This window comes from Aquabacterium lacunae (genome assembly GCF_004310865.1).
Lineage (GTDB): Bacteria > Pseudomonadota > Gammaproteobacteria > Burkholderiales > Burkholderiaceae_C > Aquabacterium > Aquabacterium lacunae.
The window spans coordinates 194,506-211,773 of sequence record NZ_SIXI01000001.1; the positions used below are offsets into that span (position 1 = coordinate 194,506).

General features: G+C 62.6%; 16 protein-coding genes and 1 tRNA gene. 6 read left to right on the forward strand and 11 right to left on the reverse strand.

Annotated elements, in window-relative coordinates; all coding sequences use genetic code 11:
* Nucleotides 1-12 precede the first annotated feature (12 nt).
* The 11 genes from nuoF to rpsO form a co-directional block, all read right to left on the reverse strand.
* Nucleotides 13-1,356 (reverse strand): NADH-quinone oxidoreductase subunit NuoF, encoded by a 1,344-nt coding sequence (nuoF, locus tag EYS42_RS00875; protein ID WP_130965987.1) that lies wholly within the window; start codon nucleotides 1,354-1,356, stop codon nucleotides 13-15.
* A gap of 11 nt (nucleotides 1,357-1,367) precedes the next feature.
* Nucleotides 1,368-1,853, reverse strand: coding sequence for an NADH-quinone oxidoreductase subunit NuoE family protein (locus tag EYS42_RS00880; RefSeq protein ID WP_130965988.1), 486 nt, complete (start codon nucleotides 1,851-1,853; stop codon nucleotides 1,368-1,370).
* Nucleotides 1,854-1,887: 34 nt separating this feature from the next.
* Nucleotides 1,888-3,141: an NADH-quinone oxidoreductase subunit D gene (locus tag EYS42_RS00885; protein WP_130965989.1), complete on the reverse strand. Its 1,254-nt coding sequence runs from the start codon at nucleotides 3,139-3,141 to the stop codon at nucleotides 1,888-1,890.
* Nucleotides 3,142-3,157: 16 nt separating this feature from the next.
* On the reverse strand, nucleotides 3,158-3,769 hold the full coding sequence (locus EYS42_RS00890) for an NADH-quinone oxidoreductase subunit C (RefSeq protein WP_130965990.1): 612 nt from the start codon (nucleotides 3,767-3,769) through the stop codon (nucleotides 3,158-3,160).
* 14 nt (nucleotides 3,770-3,783) lie between these two features.
* Nucleotides 3,784-4,260: a NuoB/complex I 20 kDa subunit family protein gene (locus EYS42_RS00895; RefSeq protein WP_130965991.1), complete on the reverse strand. Its 477-nt coding sequence runs from the start codon at nucleotides 4,258-4,260 to the stop codon at nucleotides 3,784-3,786.
* 34 nt (nucleotides 4,261-4,294) lie between these two features.
* The gene (locus EYS42_RS00900; RefSeq protein WP_130965992.1) at nucleotides 4,295-4,657 is read right to left on the reverse strand and encodes an NADH-quinone oxidoreductase subunit A; all 363 of its coding nucleotides are present in this window, start codon (nucleotides 4,655-4,657) and stop codon (nucleotides 4,295-4,297) included.
* Between the two features lie 227 nt (nucleotides 4,658-4,884).
* Nucleotides 4,885-4,969 (reverse strand) — tRNA-Leu (locus EYS42_RS00905).
* Nucleotides 4,970-5,150: 181 nt separating this feature from the next.
* Nucleotides 5,151-5,516 carry a preprotein translocase subunit SecG gene (gene secG, locus EYS42_RS00910; protein WP_130965993.1) on the reverse strand — a complete coding sequence of 122 codons (366 nt, stop codon included), beginning with the start codon at nucleotides 5,514-5,516 and terminating at the stop codon, nucleotides 5,151-5,153.
* Between the two features lie 33 nt (nucleotides 5,517-5,549).
* Complete coding sequence (gene tpiA / locus EYS42_RS00915; protein WP_130965994.1) at nucleotides 5,550-6,296, reverse strand: triose-phosphate isomerase; 747 nt, start codon at nucleotides 6,294-6,296, stop codon at nucleotides 5,550-5,552.
* Between the two features lie 7 nt (nucleotides 6,297-6,303).
* Nucleotides 6,304-8,583 (reverse strand): polyribonucleotide nucleotidyltransferase, encoded by a 2,280-nt coding sequence (gene pnp / locus EYS42_RS00920; protein ID WP_130965995.1) that lies wholly within the window; start codon nucleotides 8,581-8,583, stop codon nucleotides 6,304-6,306.
* Between the two features lie 209 nt (nucleotides 8,584-8,792).
* Nucleotides 8,793-9,062, reverse strand: a complete 270-nt coding sequence (rpsO, locus tag EYS42_RS00925; RefSeq protein WP_130965996.1) for a 30S ribosomal protein S15 — start codon at nucleotides 9,060-9,062, stop codon at nucleotides 8,793-8,795.
* A 347-nt stretch (nucleotides 9,063-9,409) separates the two neighbouring features.
* Between rpsO and EYS42_RS00930 the strand changes: the two genes are divergently transcribed.
* The 6 genes from EYS42_RS00930 (at nucleotide 9,410) to EYS42_RS00955 (ending at nucleotide 17,241) form a co-directional block, all read left to right on the forward strand.
* Nucleotides 9,410-10,048 (forward strand): SOS response-associated peptidase family protein, encoded by a 639-nt coding sequence (locus EYS42_RS00930; RefSeq protein ID WP_165456595.1) that lies wholly within the window; start codon nucleotides 9,410-9,412, stop codon nucleotides 10,046-10,048.
* A 211-nt stretch (nucleotides 10,049-10,259) separates the two neighbouring features.
* Nucleotides 10,260-10,520 carry a hypothetical protein gene (locus EYS42_RS00935; protein ID WP_130965998.1) on the forward strand — a complete coding sequence of 87 codons (261 nt, stop codon included), beginning with the start codon at nucleotides 10,260-10,262 and terminating at the stop codon, nucleotides 10,518-10,520.
* A 417-nt stretch (nucleotides 10,521-10,937) separates the two neighbouring features.
* Entirely contained in the window at nucleotides 10,938-13,409 is a 2,472-nt protein-coding gene (locus EYS42_RS00940) for a type I restriction-modification system subunit M (protein ID WP_130965999.1), read from the forward strand.
* A complete protein-coding gene (locus EYS42_RS00945; RefSeq protein ID WP_130966000.1) occupies nucleotides 13,402-14,667 on the forward strand; it encodes a restriction endonuclease subunit S in 1,266 nt (421 codons plus the stop codon). The genes EYS42_RS00940 and EYS42_RS00945 overlap by 8 nt, the downstream gene beginning before the upstream one ends.
* A 2-nt stretch (nucleotides 14,668-14,669) precedes the next feature.
* A complete protein-coding gene (locus EYS42_RS00950) occupies nucleotides 14,670-16,526 on the forward strand; it encodes an ATP-dependent nuclease (protein ID WP_130966001.1) in 1,857 nt (618 codons plus the stop codon).
* Nucleotides 16,495-17,241, forward strand: a complete 747-nt coding sequence (locus EYS42_RS00955; RefSeq protein WP_130966002.1) for a DNA glycosylase AlkZ-like family protein — start codon at nucleotides 16,495-16,497, stop codon at nucleotides 17,239-17,241. Before EYS42_RS00950 ends, EYS42_RS00955 begins: the two co-directional genes overlap by 32 nt.
* Nucleotides 17,242-17,268: the final 27 nt, after the last annotated feature.

The following is a 17,268-nucleotide window of genomic DNA, read 5'->3' on the forward strand; positions in this document are numbered from 1 at the left end:
GTCTTGCCCAGTTCAGATGTAGGCCGGGACCATGCAGGTCTTGTGTTCGATGTGGTGCACGAACTCGTCGCGGTAGTGCTTGATGAAGCCACGCACCGGCATGGCGGCCGCGTCACCCAGCGCGCAGATGGTGCGGCCCTGGATGTTGTCGGCCACCGAGTTCAGCAGGTCGATGTCTTCCGGACGACCCTGGCCGTGCTCGATGCGGTTCATCATGCGCCACAGCCAGCCCGTGCCTTCGCGGCAGGGGGTGCACTGACCGCACGACTCGTGCATGTAGAAGTAGCTCAGGCGCAGCAGGCTCTTGACCATGCAGCGGCTGTCGTCCATCACGATCACGGCGCCCGAGCCCAGCATGGAGCCGGCCTTGGCGATCGAGTCGTAGTCCATGGTCAGGTCCATCATCATGGCGCCCGGGATCACGGGCGACGACGAACCACCAGGGATCACGGCCTTGAGCTTGCGACCGGTGCGCACGCCGCCCGCCAGCTCCAACAGGGTGCTGAAGGGCGTGCCCAGCGGGATCTCGTAGTTGCCGGGGCGCTCGACGTCACCAGAGATGGTGAACAGCTTGGTGCCGCCGTTGTTGGGCTTGCCCACGGCCAGGTAGGCCTCACCGCCGTTGCGGATGATCCAGGGGACCGCCGCGAAGGTTTCGGTGTTGTTGATGGTGGTGGGCTTGCCGTACACGCCGAAGCTGGCGGGGAACGGCGGCTTGAAGCGCGGCTGGCCCTTCTTGCCCTCGATCGATTCGATCAGGGCGGTTTCTTCGCCGCAGATGTAGGCGCCGAAACCATGGTGCGCATGCAGCTGGAAGCTGAAGCTGCTGCCCATGATGTTGTTGCCCAGGTAGCCGGCCGCACGGGCTTCTTCCAGGGCCGCTTCGAAGCGTTCGTACACCTCGAAGATTTCGCCGTGGATGTAGTTGTAGCCCACCGAGATGCCCATCGCGTAAGCCGCGATGATCATGCCTTCGATGACGATGTGCGGGTTGTGCATCAGGATCTCGCGATCCTTGGCCGTGCCCGGTTCACCCTCGTCGGAGTTGCAGACCAGGTACTTCTGACCCGGGAAGGCGCGGGGCATGAAGCTCCACTTCAGGCCGGTGGGGAAACCGGCGCCGCCGCGGCCGCGCAGGCCCGAGGCCTTCACTTCGGCGATCACCTGGTCTTGCGTCAGGCCTTCGCCACCATCTTTGCCCAGCAGCTTGCGCAGGGCCTGGTAGCCACCGCGGGCTTCGTAGTCCTTGAGGCTCCAGTTCTTGCCGTCAAGGCCGGCGTAGATCTGGGCACCGATGTGGCGGCCGTGGAAGCAGGTTTCCGCGCCGCTCGATTGGAATTGGCTGAGATCGATCATCGCTCTGCCCTTTACTTCGCGTTGGACTTCAGATGAGCCAGCAGCTGATCCAGCTTCTCATTGCTCATGAAGCTCAGCATCTGACGGTCATTGACCAGCATGACGGGGGCGTCAGCGCAAGCGCCCAGGCATTCGCTGGGCTGCACGGTGAACACGCCGTCGGCGGTGGTGCCATAGGGCTCGACGCCCAGCTTGCTGCACACGTGCTGCAGGGCCTTCTCACCGTCGCGCAACTGGCACGGCAGGTTGGTGCACACGTTCAACTTGAACTGGCCCACCGGCTTCTGGTTGTACATGTTGTAGAAGCTGGTGACTTCGTGCACGGCCATGGGGGCCACGCCCAGGTAGTCGGCCAGCTCCTGCTCGCTTTCGGGCGACACCCAGCCGCGCTCCTGCTGCAAGATGGCCAGGCAGGCCATCACGGCAGAGATGCGCTGGTTGGCCGGGTACTTGGCCAGTTCGCGGTCGAACCGCGCTTTCGTTTGTTCGCTCAACATGGTGTGTTTCGCTGCTGTGTTCGGGGTGCTCGGCTCAGCGGTCGATCTCACCGAACACGATGTCCATCGTGCCGATGATGGCCACGGCGTCGGCGATCATGTGGCCACGGCCCATTTCGTCGAGGGCGGCCAGATGCGGGAAGCCAGGGGCACGGATCTTCAGGCGGTAAGGCTTGTTGGCACCGTCGCTGACCAGGTAGATGCCGAACTCGCCCTTGGGGTGTTCCACGGCGGCATAGGCCTCGCCTTCGGGCACATGGAAGCCTTCGGTGAAGAGCTTGAAGTGGTGGATCAGCTCTTCCATGGAGGTCTTCATCTCCAGGCGCGAAGGCGGGGCCACCTTGTGGTTGTCGGTGATGACCGGGCCGGGGTTCTTCTTGAGCCAGTCCACGCACTGCTTGATGATGCGGTTGGACTGGCGCAGTTCTTCCACGCGCACCAGGTAACGGTCGTAGCAGTCGCCGTTCTTGCCGATGGGGATGTCGAAGTCCAGCTCGGAATAGACGTCGTAGGGGCGCTGCTTGCGCAGGTCCCAGGCAATGCCGGAGCCGCGCAGCATGGCCCCCGAGAAGCCCAGGTTCATGGCGCGCTCGGGGCTCACCACGCCAATGCCCACCGTGCGCTGCTTCCAGATGCGGTTGTCGGTCAGCAGGGTCTCGTATTCATCGACCAGCTTGGGGAAGCGCTGGGTGAAATCCTCGACGAAATCGAGCATCGTGCCCTGGCGGTTGCGGTTCAGCTCGGCGATGGCGCGGCCGTTCTTGAGCTTGTTGACCTTGTACTGCGGCATGCTGTCCGGCAGGTCGCGGTACACGCCACCCGGACGGAAGTACGCCGCGTGCATGCGGGCGCCCGACACGGCTTCGTACAGGTCGAACAGGTCTTCGCGCTCACGGAAGCAGTAGATGAAGATGTTCATCGCGCCGCAGTCCAGACCGTGCGCACCCAGCCACATCAGGTGGTTCAGGATGCGGGTGATCTCGGAGAACATCACGCGGATGTACTGCGCGCGCTTGGGCACCTCGATGCCCAGCATCTTTTCGATGGCCAGGCAGTACGCGTGCTCGTTGGACATCATCGACACGTAATCCAGCCGGTCCATGTAGGGCAGCGACTGGATGAAGGTCTTGCTCTCGGCCAGCTTTTCGGTGGCGCGGTGCAGCAGGCCGATGTGGGGGTCGGCACGTTGGATCACTTCGCCGTCCAGCTCGAGCACCAGACGCAGCACGCCGTGTGCGGCCGGGTGTTGGGGGCCGAAGTTCAGGGTGTAGTTCTTGATATCTGCCATGACTCAGTCTCTGGGCTCAGTGCAGGCCGCCGTAGTTGTCTTCACGGATCACGCGAGGGGTGATCTCGCGCAGCTCGATGGACACGGGTTGATAGACCACGCGCTTTTGCTCGGCGTCGTAGCGCATTTCGACGTGACCGTTGGTCGGGAAGTCCTTGCGGAACGGATGCCCGATGAAGCCGTAGTCGGTCAGGATGCGGCGCAGGTCTTCGTGGCCGTCGAACACGATGCCGAACAGGTCAAACGCCTCGCGCTCGAACCAGTTGGCGCTGCTCCACAGCGGGGTGACCGAGGCCAGCAGCGGGAAGTCATCGTCGGTGGCGAAGGTACGCAGGCGCAGGCGCCAGTTATGGGTCAGCGACAGCAGGTGCGAGACGGCAGCAAAGCGCGGGCCGTCGGTGAACTGCGAAGGCGCGCCGTCCTTGTAGGCCGAGTAGTCCATGCCGCACAGGTCCATCAGCTGCTCGAAACGCAGGCTGGCATGGTCGCGCAGCGTGGTGGCCACCGCATAGTAATCGGCGGCCTTGACGGTCAGGGTGAGTTCACCGAGGGCGCGGTCGAGACGAACGATCTTGTCGCCCAGCACGCTCTTCAGGTTCTGCTCAAGGGTGTCGAGTTTCACGGTCATGGTGTGCCCTGCCCTCAGCGTGCGATGGTGTTTTCACGGCGCACCTTGGCCTGCAGCTGCAGGATGCCGTACAGGAGCGCTTCGGCGGTGGGCGGGCAACCCGGCACATACACATCGACAGGCACGATGCGATCACAACCGCGCACCACCGAATAGCTGTAGTGGTAATAGCCGCCGCCGTTGGCACAGGAACCCATCGAGATCACCCAACGCGGTTCGGCCATCTGGTCATACACCTTGCGCAAGGCCGGGGCCATCTTGTTGCACAGCGTGCCGGCCACGATCATGAGGTCGGACTGACGGGGGCTGGGACGGAACAACATGCCGAAGCGGTCGATGTCGTAACGCGCTGCACCTGCGTGCATCATCTCCACGGCGCAGCAGGCCAGACCGAAGGTCATGGGCCACATCGAGCCGGTCTTGGACCAGTTGATGAGCGTGTCAGCCGTGGTGGTGATGAAGCCTTCTTTGAAGACGCCTTCGATACCCATTTGAAGCTACCTTATTGCTTGCCTGACCTGCGGATCATTCCCAGTCCAGGGCGCCCTTCTTCCACTCGTAGGCAAAGCCAACCACCAGGATGGCCAGGAAGAGCATGATGGTCCAGAAACCGACCGGACCGATTTCCTTCAGGGCCACAGCCCAGGGGAACAGGAAGGCGATTTCCAGGTCGAAAAGGATGAAGAGGATGGCCACGAGGTAGTAGCGCACATCGAACTTCATGCGAGCGTCTTCGAAGGCTTCGAAGCCGCACTCGTAAGGCGAGTTCTTCTGCTCGTCAGGGCGACGAGGGCCGAGCAAGGCACCCAGGACCTGGGGGGCCACCCCCACGCCGATGCCCACCAGGATGAACAGGATGACTGGGAGGTATTGCTCAAGCTGGAACATGAGGTGACCTTGTGCTCGGTTTACAAAAAGACAATAAAAAAGCGCGTTGCGAGTTTAACCGCCGACCCATGACAGGTCAGCACAAACCCTCAACGCGCCCACTTGAGTCTTGCGTACAACAACCACCACTGCCTGAATGCAAGTTGGCGCTGACGAACCCTTGATCAACCTGAACCTGAACTGAACGGCTGATCATGGGTTGGCACGAAGACTCTGTTGGAATTCTCTGGTGCCGACGGCGAGACTCGAACTCGCACAGCTTTCGCCACTACCCCCTCAAGATAGCGTGTCTACCAATTTCACCACGTCGGCAAAACAGCCCGATGTTCAGGCTTGTTCTTCGATTGCTTCGGCTTGCATGAGGCTCGCTCACCGAAGACTCAGATTCTAACCCGAAAAATCGGCACTTCTGTTTGAAACGCCGGATTGTTTCGGTTTGTTGTCCAGCCTGCGTTGTCGAACAGGCGTGCAGCATGTGCACGCCTGCCGATGATCACTTGGCCGGGATCAGGGCAGCGCCCGAAGCTGCGGCCGAGGGGGCCGGGACAGCAGCAGATGCCGCAGACGCAGCGGAAGCCGCGCCGGCCTGGTCCAGAACGGAGGCCTGAGGCGCCATGGTGCGGTTGCTGCCCAGGTAGGCCAGGGCCAGAGTGCACACGAAAAACACCGTGGCTGCGACCGCTGTGGAGCGCGACAGGAAGTTGGCACTGCCGGTGGCGCCAAACAGGCTCCCGGACGAACCACCGCCAAACGAAGCGCCCATGTCGGCGCCCTTGCCGTGCTGCACCAGCACCAGACCGATCATGGCGATCGCCGAAGCAATCTGCGCCATGAGGATCAGCGTGGTCAAGACTTGCATGAAAGAAACTCCTTGAACAGTTCGCGCGCCCGATCAGGCGGCGCGTGCGATGGCCGCAAAGTCGGCCGCCTTGAGGGCTGCGCCGCCGATGAGGCCACCGTCGATGTCGGGTTGAGCGAAGAGCTGGGCCGCGTTGTCGGGCTTGACCGAACCACCGTACAGCAGCGGCACGGCAGCAGCCTCGGCCTGAGCGGCCTTGAGCTGAGCACGCAGGAAAGCGTGAACAGCCTGCGCCTGCTCGGGCGATGCGGTCTTGCCGGTGCCGATGGCCCAGACGGGCTCATAGGCCACCACCACCTTGGCCAGATCGGCACCCAGGGTGTCGATCACAGCCTGGAGCTGACGCCCCACCACGGCTTCGGTCTGACCCGCCTCACGCTCAGCCAGGGTCTCGCCCACGCACACGATGGGCACCAGACCGTGCGACAGCGCAGCCTTGGCCTTGTCGGCCACCAGCTGATCACTTTCGCTGTGGTAGCTGCGGCGCTCGGAGTGACCCACGATGGCGTAGGTCGCACCGAACTCCTTGAGCATCGGGCCAGAGACCTCACCGGTGAAGGCCCCCTGAGCCTGCACGGACACGTCCTGCGAGCCAACAGCGATGGCCGAACCGGCCAGCGCCGCCGCCACATCGGCGATGAAAACGGCGGGCGGGCACACCGCCACATCGGCCTTGGGGGCGGAGACCGACAGATCAGCAGCCAGAAGGCCCTGGATCAGTTCGGCATTCGATGCACGGGTGCCGTGCATCTTCCAGTTTCCGACAACCAGTTTCTTCATGGCCCGATCACTGCTGCTGTTGTTGCTGAGCCTGGCTGTCAGCGCCTTCGGCACCTTCGCCATCGGCCTGCTGCTCGGCACGGGGGGCGCGTTCACGGCGCTCTCCACGGTCGCCACGGTCGCTGCGCTCACGGCGGGGGCGGTCACCACGGTCACCGCGGTCGCCACGCTCACGCTCTTCGGGCATGCCTTCGGGGCGCTCCAGCAGGGCCTTCATGGACAGTTTGATGCGACCCTTTTCGTCGGTCTCCATCACCTTGACCTTCACGACCTGGCCTTCTTGCAGGTAGTCGGACACCTTCTCGACGCGCTCGTGGGCGATCTGGCTGATGTGCAGCAGGCCGTCCTTGCCGGGCAGCAGGTTCACCAGGGCACCGAAGTCGAACAGCTTGGTGACGGGGCCTTCGTAGACGGCACCGATTTCCACCTCAGCGGTGATTTCGTTGATGCGGCGCAGGGCGAACTCGGCCTTGTCGGCGTCGCTGGAGGCCACGGTCACCACGCCATCTTCGGCGATGTTGATCTGGCAGCCGGTTTCTTCGCACAGGCCGCGGATGGTGGCACCACCCTTGCCGATCAGGTCACGGATCTTCTCGGGGTTGATCTTGACGGTGTACAGGCGGGGCGCGAACTGCGAGACCTCGGTGTTGGCCGAGCCCATGGCGCTGACCATCTCGCCCAAGATGTGCAGGCGAGCTTCCTTGGCCTGGGCCAGTGCCACCTGCATGATTTCCTTGGTGATGCCCTGGATCTTGATGTCCATCTGCAGGGCGGTGATGCCACCGGTGGTACCGGCCACCTTGAAGTCCATGTCGCCCAGGTGATCTTCGTCACCCAGGATGTCGGTCAGCACGGCGAACTTGTTGCCTTCCTTGATCAGACCCATGGCGATGCCGGCCACGTGGGCCTTCATGGGCACGCCGGCGTCCATCATGGCCAGACAGCCACCGCACACCGAAGCCATCGACGAGGAGCCGTTCGACTCGGTGATTTCCGAGACCACGCGCACGGTGTAGGCGAACTCGTCCTTGGCCGGCAGCAGCGGCACCAGGGCGCGCTTGGCCAGGCGGCCGTGGCCGATTTCGCGGCGCTTGGGGCTGCCCACACGACCGGTTTCGCCGGTGGCGAACGGCGGCATGTTGTAGTGGAACAGGAAGGTGTCGCGGAAGTCACCGGCCAGGGCGTCGATGCGCTGGGCATCTTGCTCGGTGCCCAGGGTGGCGATGACCAGGGCCTGGGTTTCACCACGGGTGAACAGGGCCGAGCCGTGCACGCGCGGCAGCACGCCGGTGCGGATCTCGATGGGGCGCACGGTGCGGGTGTCGCGGCCGTCGATGCGGGGCTCGCCAGCCAGGATCTGGCTGCGAACGATCTTGGCTTCGATGTCGAACAGCAGGCCTTCGACCTTGACGCCGTCGAACTCGACGCCTTCAGCCGTCAGGGCAGCCTTCACTTCGGCGTAAGCAGCGCGGCAAGCTTGCGTGCGGGCTTGCTTGGAGCGGATCTGGTAGGCGGCACGCAGCTTGTCTTCTGCCAGGGCGTTGACCTTGGCGATGAAGGCTTCGTCCTTGGCGGGGGCTTCCCAGTTCCAGGCCGGCTTGCCGGCGTCACGCACCAGCTCGTGGATGGCGTCGATGGCGGCCTTGCCTTGCTCGTGGCCATAGACCACACCGCCCAGCATGACGTCTTCCGACAGCTGGTCGGCTTCCGACTCGACCATCAGCACGGCCGCTTCGGTGCCGGCAACGATCAGGTCCATCTTCGATTCGGCGATCTGGGCCGGGCTGGGGTTCAGCACGTATTCGCCGTTGATGTAGCCCACGCGGGCGGCACCGATGGGGCCATTGAACGGGATGCCCGAGATGCTCAGCGCGGCGCTGGAAGCGATCATGGCAGCGATGTCGGCCGGCACTTCAGGGTTCAGCGACACCACGTGGATGACCAGCTGCACTTCGTTGAAGAAACCTTCAGGGAACAGCGGGCGGATCGGGCGGTCGATCAGGCGCGAGGTCAGGGTTTCGAGTTCGGAAGGCTTGGCTTCACGCTTGAAGAAGCTGCCAGGGATCTTGCCGGCGGCGTAGGTCTTCTCGATGTAGTCGACGGTCAGGGGGAAGAAATCCTGGCCGGGCTTGGCATTCTTGGCGCACACCACGGTGGCCAGCACGGTGGTGCCTTCGATGTCGAGCATGACGGCGCCCGAAGCCTGACGGGCGACTTCGCCGGTCTCCATGGTGACGGTGCGGCCGCCCCACTGGAAGGTCTTGGTGACTTTGTTGAACATGGTCATGGATGAGTTCCTCTGGGTTGATTGCCCACATGGGCGGTGCCGTCACTCATTCGCGATGCCATTCCAGGGCTGCACAGGGCTGCACGGGGCGGCTGCAAGTGGTGCAGCCTTGGAATGACACAGCGGTCGCTGGTTCGAGTGCTCGGCGTTGAAAAACAAAAAGCCTGTGCTGGAGGAGACCAGACAGGCTTTTTGCGATCATGCAGTGCTTACTTGCGCAGGCCCAGCTTCTGGATCAGGGCAACGTAGCGGTCGGCGTCCTTGGACTTCAGGTAGTCCAGCAGCTTGCGACGACGGCTGACCATGCGCAGCAGGCCGCGACGACCGTGGTGGTCCTTCTTGTTGGCCTTGAAGTGGGGGGTCAGTTCGTTGATGCGAGCGGTCAGCAGGGCCACTTGCACTTCGGGAGAGCCGGTGTCATTGGCGCTGCGAGCATTGCTCTTGACGATTTCTGCGACATTGATGTCTGCGACGGACATGGTGTTTCCTATCAAAACAACGTGCAGACCACAGACCCGGCCAAACATGGCGGCGAGCCGATGGTTTCTGCGGTGAACTTGCGGCACCGGGTGAAACCGACCCAGGCCGTGCGAAATGCCGCCATGCGCAAGCAAAACCCGCAAAGGGCAGCCATTGCATTGCTGGCAAGCCTTGCAGTATAGCAAATCTGGCCACTTGCGACCATGACTGTGCCCGGCAGGCATCGAAACCCCGAGGCGCCGGGGCGGGCACCCATTGACGTTGGCACTGAGCGTGCTAGCGTGAAGGCATGGTCGTCAGTTACTGCCCTCTTCTTGATCGGGGGCTGCTGAGACAGCGGTATGGGGTGACAGCAGAATTCTCCAGCCAATGGCCGGAGGAAGTTGCCCCCGAGTTGCCAGCCCCGGTCATTGTCCGATCCGGCGAAGCCGGTTGCCAGTTGATCAGCGCCCGCCTGGGCTTGCTGCCGCATTGGGTGAGAGACCCGACCGTGGTGCGCAAGACCTTCAATGCGCGCCTGGAGACGGTGCAGGAGCGCGCCATCTTCAAAGACACCTGGCTGCGCGGGCAACGCTGCGTGGTGCCCGCGCTGGCTTTTCACTTGAACCACCCACTCCCCGGTCAGCGCTGGCGGGTGACACCGCACCACCCAGAGGCACAGGATGCACCCACCGTGCTTCACCTGGCAGGGCTGTGGGCCCGCGGCTGGAGCCCGAACGGTGAGGCGCTGATGACCTTCACGCTACTGACCCTGCCCGCCCAGGAAGACCCCGAAGCCTCGCGCCTGCCCGCCCTGGTGCCCGATGACCGGGTGATCGAATGGCTGACCGCCGCGCCCGAGACGGCGGCCTCGGTGCTGAGCCCGCCCGACACCCATCAGGCATGGCAACACACCCAGGAAGCCATTCCGGAGCGGCATGCCGCCACCCGCATCAAGAACACCCCCAAAGACCTGCCTTTCAGGTCACGCGCCCTGCCGCCTTGAGCACACCGGCCGATTCATCGAATTGACACCTTGCTGTGCCTCTTTTTGCAGCAAAGGACCCCATCTCCCTGGGGGAGCGGCCGTTGCCCCAACCTTGCCAACAAGGTTATCCACAGGATGCGGGGATAACTCTCACCTTGCCCAAGCTAATGCGTGCAGGGCAAGCTACCAAAGCACCGCGCAAGACATGCGCTCAATGAGAAACGCCCAAATGAAGCCTACGCACGAAGACAATGAATATCACCTGATCTTCCAAGACGACGGCCCCTACACACTGGAGGTCTTCCAACACGGAAGACCGTTCGGTGGGCTGCCGACAAAGGGCGTTCATGCCGCTGACATCATGAGGCTCATTGACCCAGCCACCGGCAAGTTCAAAAAGGCTTTGTACTTCGATGACCATCTCTTCAAGATCGAGAGCTACTCGATCCACCCCAAATTGATGGAGATCCGGATTCACATTGCACCGTGAGTGGAGCATTCGGGGTGTCCCATTTGTTGAGGTGCCCCATGACGCCGCACCTCAGACGATCCGCACAAACGTACTGCCCATGTACTTGTCTCGCCCGCACTCCATGAACAGGACATGTCGGCCCTGGAGCCGCTGCTTCTTGTTGTCACTGGTCCAAAACCTAGCGATGTGTTCAACCTACCCTGCTGCTTCTGATGCGCCGGGGGTCTAGGCGTGATCACCATGGACATGATCGGCAGAGTCAGGCGGCTGCACAGCCAAGGCAAGTAGACTGCGCGCCCGGCACCACACATGGGTGGCGCAGCGTATCGGCTGGCACTCAAGACACCGAGCGATCTCCGCGGCACCGCCTGTGAACACCTGCCCCTTCTCTGCTCTCAAGCTCCATTTCTCGCCCAGCCAAAGCCCGGCTTCACCATGCCCCTCACCCTTCAACAGTTAGAGCGCCACCTGTTCAAAGCCGCCGACATCCTGCGCGGCAAGATGGACGCATCCGAGTTCAAGGAATACATCTTCGGCATGCTGTTCTTGAAGCGCTGCTCTGATGTGTTCGAGCAGCGCAAAGAACAAGTGGTGGCCCAGCTCAAGGCCCAGGGCCACTCGGATGCCGACGCCCAATTCACCGCCGAGTTGCGCCGCTGGTATGGCGACTCCTTCTACGTACCGCACGAATCAAGCTGGCAATACCTGGTCGACGAGGCCCACCAGGACGTGGGCGGCTTCCTCAACCGCGCCCTGGGCGGGCTGGAAAGCAACAACTCCAGCCTGGCCGAGGTGCTGGAGCACATCGACTTTTCGCGCAAGGTGGGCCAGAGCAAGATCCCCGACATCAAGCTGCGCCAGCTCATCACCCACTTCAGCCAGTACCGCCTGCGCAACGAAGACTTCGAGTTCCCTGACCTGCTGGGCGCGGCCTATGAATACCTGATCGGCGAGTTTGCTGATTCGGCAGGCAAGAAGGGCGGCGAGTTCTACACGCCCCGCTCGGTCGTGCGCATGATGGTGCGCCTGATCAAGCCCGAACAGCACCACAGCGTGTACGACCCCTGCGTGGGTTCAGGCGGCATGCTGATCATGGCCAAGGAATACATCGACGAGCACGGTGGCGACGGCACCCGCGCCGACCTGTGCGGCCAGGAGGCCAACGGCACGGTGTGGTCCATTGCCCGCATGAACATGCTGCTGCACGGCATCAGCAGCGCCGACCTGCGCAACGAAGACACCCTGGCTGAGCCGCAGCATGTGGAGAACGGCGAGCTGATGCGCTTTGACCGCATCCTGGCCAACCCGCCCTTTTCGATCAACTGGGGCACGGCGGATGTGGACCGCACCGGCCAGAGCGTGTGGACGCCCAAGTTCCGCGCCGAGCGCTATGCCTATGGCGAAGTTCCACTGGGCAGCAAGAAGGCCGATTTGATGTTTTTGCAGCACATGGTGGCCGTGCTGCGCGATGGCGGCCAACTGGCCACGGTGATGCCCCACGGCGTGCTGTTCCGGGGCGGTGAAGAGCGCAGCATCCGCGGCGGCATGATCGATGCCGACTTGCTGGAAGCCGTGATCGGCCTGCCCGCCAACCTGTTCTATGGCACCGGCATCCCGGCCTGTGTGCTGGTGATGCGCAAAGGCAAAGGCCAGCGCAGCGGCAAGCCGGCCGAGCGCCAGGGCAAGGTGCTGTTCATCAACGCCGACCGCGAATACTTTGAAGGCCGCGCCCAGAACCACCTGCTGCCCGAGCACATCGAGAAGATCGCCGACACCTTCGATGCCTTTGCCGAAGTGCCGGGCTTCTCCGCCGTGGTCAACAATGCCACCCTGCGTGAGAACGACTACAACCTCAACATTCGCCGCTACGCCGACAACGCCCCGCCGCCCGAGCCGCACGACGTGCGCGCCCACCTGCAAGGCGGCGTGCCAAAGGCCGAGGTGCAGGCCAAGGCCGCCTTGTTCAGCGCCCATGGGCTGGACCCGCAGGCCCTATTTGCCGAGCGCGACGCGGCTTACTTCGACTTCCGCCCCGAGCTGGCAAGCCGTCAGGCGCTCAAGCCCGCCATCGAGGCCAACGCCGGGCTGAAGGCCCGCGAGCAAGCCGTGCTGGATGCCTTCGCCGCCTGGTGGCAAGCCCACAGCCCGCGCATCACCGCGCTGGCGGGCGCCAAGAGCCTGGTGGGCCTGAGGCATGACTTGCTGCACAGCTTCAGCGAAGCGCTGGAGCCCGTGGGCCTGCTCAGCCGCTTTCAGGTGCGCGGCATCGTGGCGGGCTTCTGGTTCGATGCGAAGTACGAGTTCATGACGCTGATGGCACGCGGCGCGAAGGGCGTGGTCGATGCCTGGCGCACCAGCATCCTCACCGCGCTGGGTGACGACCAACACAAGGGCAACCCGCTGGACCACAAGCTGGTGAAGTGCCTGATGGGCGATTTCATCCAGACCATGGCTGAGCTGGAGGCGCGCAAGGCTGAGTTGGATGGGCAGATCAAGGCGGCCACGCCTGACAAGCGCAGCGATGAGGGCGAAGGGGAAGAAGGTGATACCGCCGATGCGGGTGACGAAGCTCCGGCGCTGGACGAGGCCCAGTTCAAGGCCTGGAAGCAGCAACTGGCCGGGCTGAAGAAGCAGATCAAGGCCGAGCAGCAAGGCTTTGCGCATCGCTTGAATGCGGCGGTGGATGCGCTGGATGAGGCTGGGGCAGCTGAGCTGCTCTTGACGGTGATGCAGCGGGATGTGGCGGTGATCTTGGGGCGCTACGTGGCGGCGCAGCGACAGCAGGTGGTGATTGCCTTTGAGGGGTGGTGGGATAAGTATCAGGTGCCATTGACCAAGATTGAAGCGCAACGCGACGATGCCTCGCGCAGCATCAAGGCTTTCCTAAGAGGCCTTGGCTATGTCTGACATCGTGGTGCCCTTTGGATGGAAGCAAACCAGCCTAGCGGCGCTCGCCAGCTACGTGAACGGCTTCGCCTTCAATGATCAGTTCTGGTCGGAAGAGGGATTGCCAATCGTTCGAATCGCGCAGATCACGGGCTCTCAACCTGTGGTGGACAGATTCGATGGTCAGCTTCCCAGTCATTACCGACTCGATGATGGCGATTTGATTTTTTCGTGGAGTGGGACTCTCGCCGTTGTCCGTTGGTCCGGTGGTGCAGCTTGGTTGAATCAGCATTTGTTCAAGGTCGAGCCAAAAGCCGACGTTCACGGCAATCTGCTCTTCCACTTGCTACAGCGCTCTGTCGCTGAGATGGATAAACGCGCTCATGGCAGCACGATGAAACACATCAAGCGCGGCGAGTTGGCAGAGTACGAGGTATTGCTGCCAACAGACCTGAAAGAGCAAGGCGCGCTGACCGAAGTCCTCGACACCCTCGACACCACCATCCGCCAGACTGAGGCCATCATCGCCAAGCTCAAGCAGGTCAAGCAAGGCCTGCTGCACGACCTGCTGACCCGAGGCATCGACGCCAACGGCGAACTGCGCCCACCGCAAAGCGAAGCGCCTCGGAAGTGGCGAATCGAACGCATGGGCACCCTGATGGAAGGTGCGCCACGGAATGGCATCTACAAACCCGCAAGTGACATTGGGGCTGGCACCCTGCTTATCGGGCAAACCGCTTTCACTCCTTCGGGTTCAGTCGATGCGAGCTTGGCAAGGCGTACGCATCTGACCAAGGCAGAGCAAGAGATGTTTAGCCTTCGGCGCGAAGATCTGTTGGTGTCGCGTGTCTTCGCAACTCGGGAAGGCATCGGGCAACCTGTGCTTGTTCCCGATTTTGGAGAGCCCGCGGTGTTCGAGTCCAACATGATGCGCGTCAGGTGCCGCGCGGACTTGATCCGCGCTCCATATCTGTTCCATTGGTTAAAGCACCGAACTTCCAGGGCGTGGTTGATGTCCCGTGCGTTTGCATCCAATCAGGCCAGCATCAACCGTGAGACCTTGTGCGGACTGCCCGTGCATCTGCCGCCAGTGCATGAACAAGATCAGATCCTGTCGATCATCTCTGCGCAGGATGCTAGGTTGGGGTGCGAGGTTGATGAAATGATCAAATTGAAGCAACTCAAATCCGGCCTCATGGACGACCTCCTCACCGGCCGCGTGCGCGTCACCCCCTTGCTCCAAGACCATGGACAATCTCACCCAGAAGGGATGGCCTGACCATGCGCCTGTTGCACTATCTTGAAATCGAGAACTTCAAACGCTTCGGCGCCAAACAGCGAATTGAGTTGGATCATCCTGGTGTTCTGATCGGCCCCAACAACTGCGGTAAAACCAGCGCCATCCAGGCCCTGGCCTTGTGGTCGCAAGCGGTGCGCACCTGGTACGACGCGCGCAAGGCATCGTCTGCCAAAGAGCGCACGGCCACGTCCATCAACCGCCTGAACATCGTGGCCGTGCCGGTGCAGCGCACGCGCTTTTTCTGGCACAACACCCATGTGCGCAAGGGCAACAAGGACATCCCGCTCACCATCACCGTGGGCGTCGAGTTCAAGGGGCAGATCAAACCGCTGCCCATGCGCTTTCGCAACCAGGGCGATGAGTTGGTGTACTGCACCCCCGAGGGTGATGCCGCCGCAGACCTGGAGCTGATCGCCCACGCTGCGTCGTTGCGGGTGGAGTTGCTCTACCCCATGTCGGGGCTGGACACCGAAGAGCCCATCTTGCAGCCGGGGCGCGTGGACGTGCTGCTGGGCCAGGGCCGCACGGCCGACGTGCTGCGCAACCTGTGCCTGTCGGTGGCCAGGTCATCTGAAGACGACTGGAAGCGCATCGTCTCGCTCATGCAGCGCTTGTTCAATGTGGTACTGGATGCGCCCCAAGAGACCGCACGGGGCGGCATCGCTTTGCAGTACCGGCAGCCGGGGGTGAAAGAGGCCCTGGATGTGTCTTCAGCCGGGCGGGGCTTCTTGCAGATGCTGCTGGTGTTTGCCTACCTCTACTCGCACAAGCGCAGCGTGCTGCTGGTGGACGAGCCCGATGCACACCTGGAGATCTTGCGCCAAAAGCAGGTGTACGTGCTGCTGCGTGACATTGCCAGCGAAAACCAGTCGCAGGTGATCATGGTGACGCACTCCGAGGTGATCCTGGATGAAGCGCTGGACAACAACCTCACCTTGCTGCTGGAGGGAAAGACAGACAACCTGGCGAAAAAGCAGGACATCCGCAACAGCCTCAAACACTTTGGCGCCGAGCATTACGTGAAGGCCCGCGAGCGTGGCTATGTGCTTTATGTGGAAGGCGGCACAGACCTGGACATGCTGCGCGCGCTGGCCCAACGCTTGAACCACCCGGTGAGCGCCATCTGGGACGAACGCATCAACTCGTTTTACGTGCAGAACAACTACCCTCTGCAAGATGCGCAAGCCGAGCTGGAGCGGGTGGAAGGCGGCTTTGGCGTGACGCCACGCGAGCACTTCAATGGCTTGCGCAACTTGCTGCCTGAGCTGAAGGGCCTGGCCATTCTGGACAACGACGGGCAGAACCGGCAAGACCGCGACGAGGGGGCACTCAAGCTGCGCTATTGGAAGCGCTACGAGGCCGAGAACTACTTCGTGACGCCCGAGGTGCTGCGCCACTATGCGCTCAGCCAGTATCCGGTGGACGACCTGTTTTCAGCCCAGGCCCACACTGCGGTGGACGAGGCACTGTCGGAGGTGTTGACCGAGATGGTGTTCGATGGCAATGCCGATGATTTCCGACTGTGGAGCGACTCACCCACCGATGCCGCCCGCCTGGTGTGGGAGGCCAAGACTGAGCGACGCAAGCTCAGTGCCGTTGCAGAGGAGTTCTTCCGCCGGCTGGCGCACAAGCTGAGCGTGACCATGCTGCTCAAAAAGGGCGAGTTGCATGCCTTGGTGTCTGGTGCTGTGTTGACCCCGGCTGCTGAGGCAGAGGTACGCGCCAAGCTCGATTTGTTGGTGGAGGTTTTTCAGCTGGCGCAGGCTCACGGTGAGCAGGAGCTTCCACTGGCTGGCCAAGAAGGCCATGAGTCCGAACAGCCAGATTCATTGCCCTGAGATGCCGCCCCGCGAATCACTCACCACCGCCCCCCGCCCGCGCAACCGCACCCTGGCCGACGCCATGAAGCGCGTGGGCATGGTGGAGCGCTCTGGCCGGGGCGTGGACAAGATCTACCGGGGCATGCTGCGCTTTGGCCGACCCGAGCCAGACTACCGCCGCACCGATGTGTACAGCGTGGTGCTCCAGCTGGCCACGGTCGATGCCGACGAGGCCTTCCTGAAACTGGTGATCGAACAAGAGAGCAAGCGCGGCCAAGAGCTGCCCATCGACAGCCTGATCGCCCTGGCCGCCCTGCGCGAGCTCAAGCGCTTGAGCACCGAAAAGCTGGCCACCCACTTCCAGCGCGAAGCCGCCCAGGCCAAGCGCACCCTGGAGGCCCTGGTCGAGATGGGCCTGGTGCAGGCCCACGGTAACGCCCGGGGCCGCAGCTACACCCTGACGGCTGGCGTGTACCAGCTTGACGGCGAAAAGGCTGCCTACACGCGCCAGGTGGGCTTCAGTGCCTTGCAGCATGAGCAGCTGGTGCTGAGCTATGTGCGGCAGCATGGGCGGATCGCCCGGGCCGACGTGGCGGACCTGTGCCGCCTGTCGCCAGACCAATCGGCCAAGCTGCTCAAAAAACTGAAGGAACAGGGCTTGCTGCAGCAACACGGCGAACGCCGGTGGGCCACGTACACCTTCATCTCTATGAGACTTTATGGGTTTCTATGAGCCGCTATGAGCCTGTTTGGGCGCTCA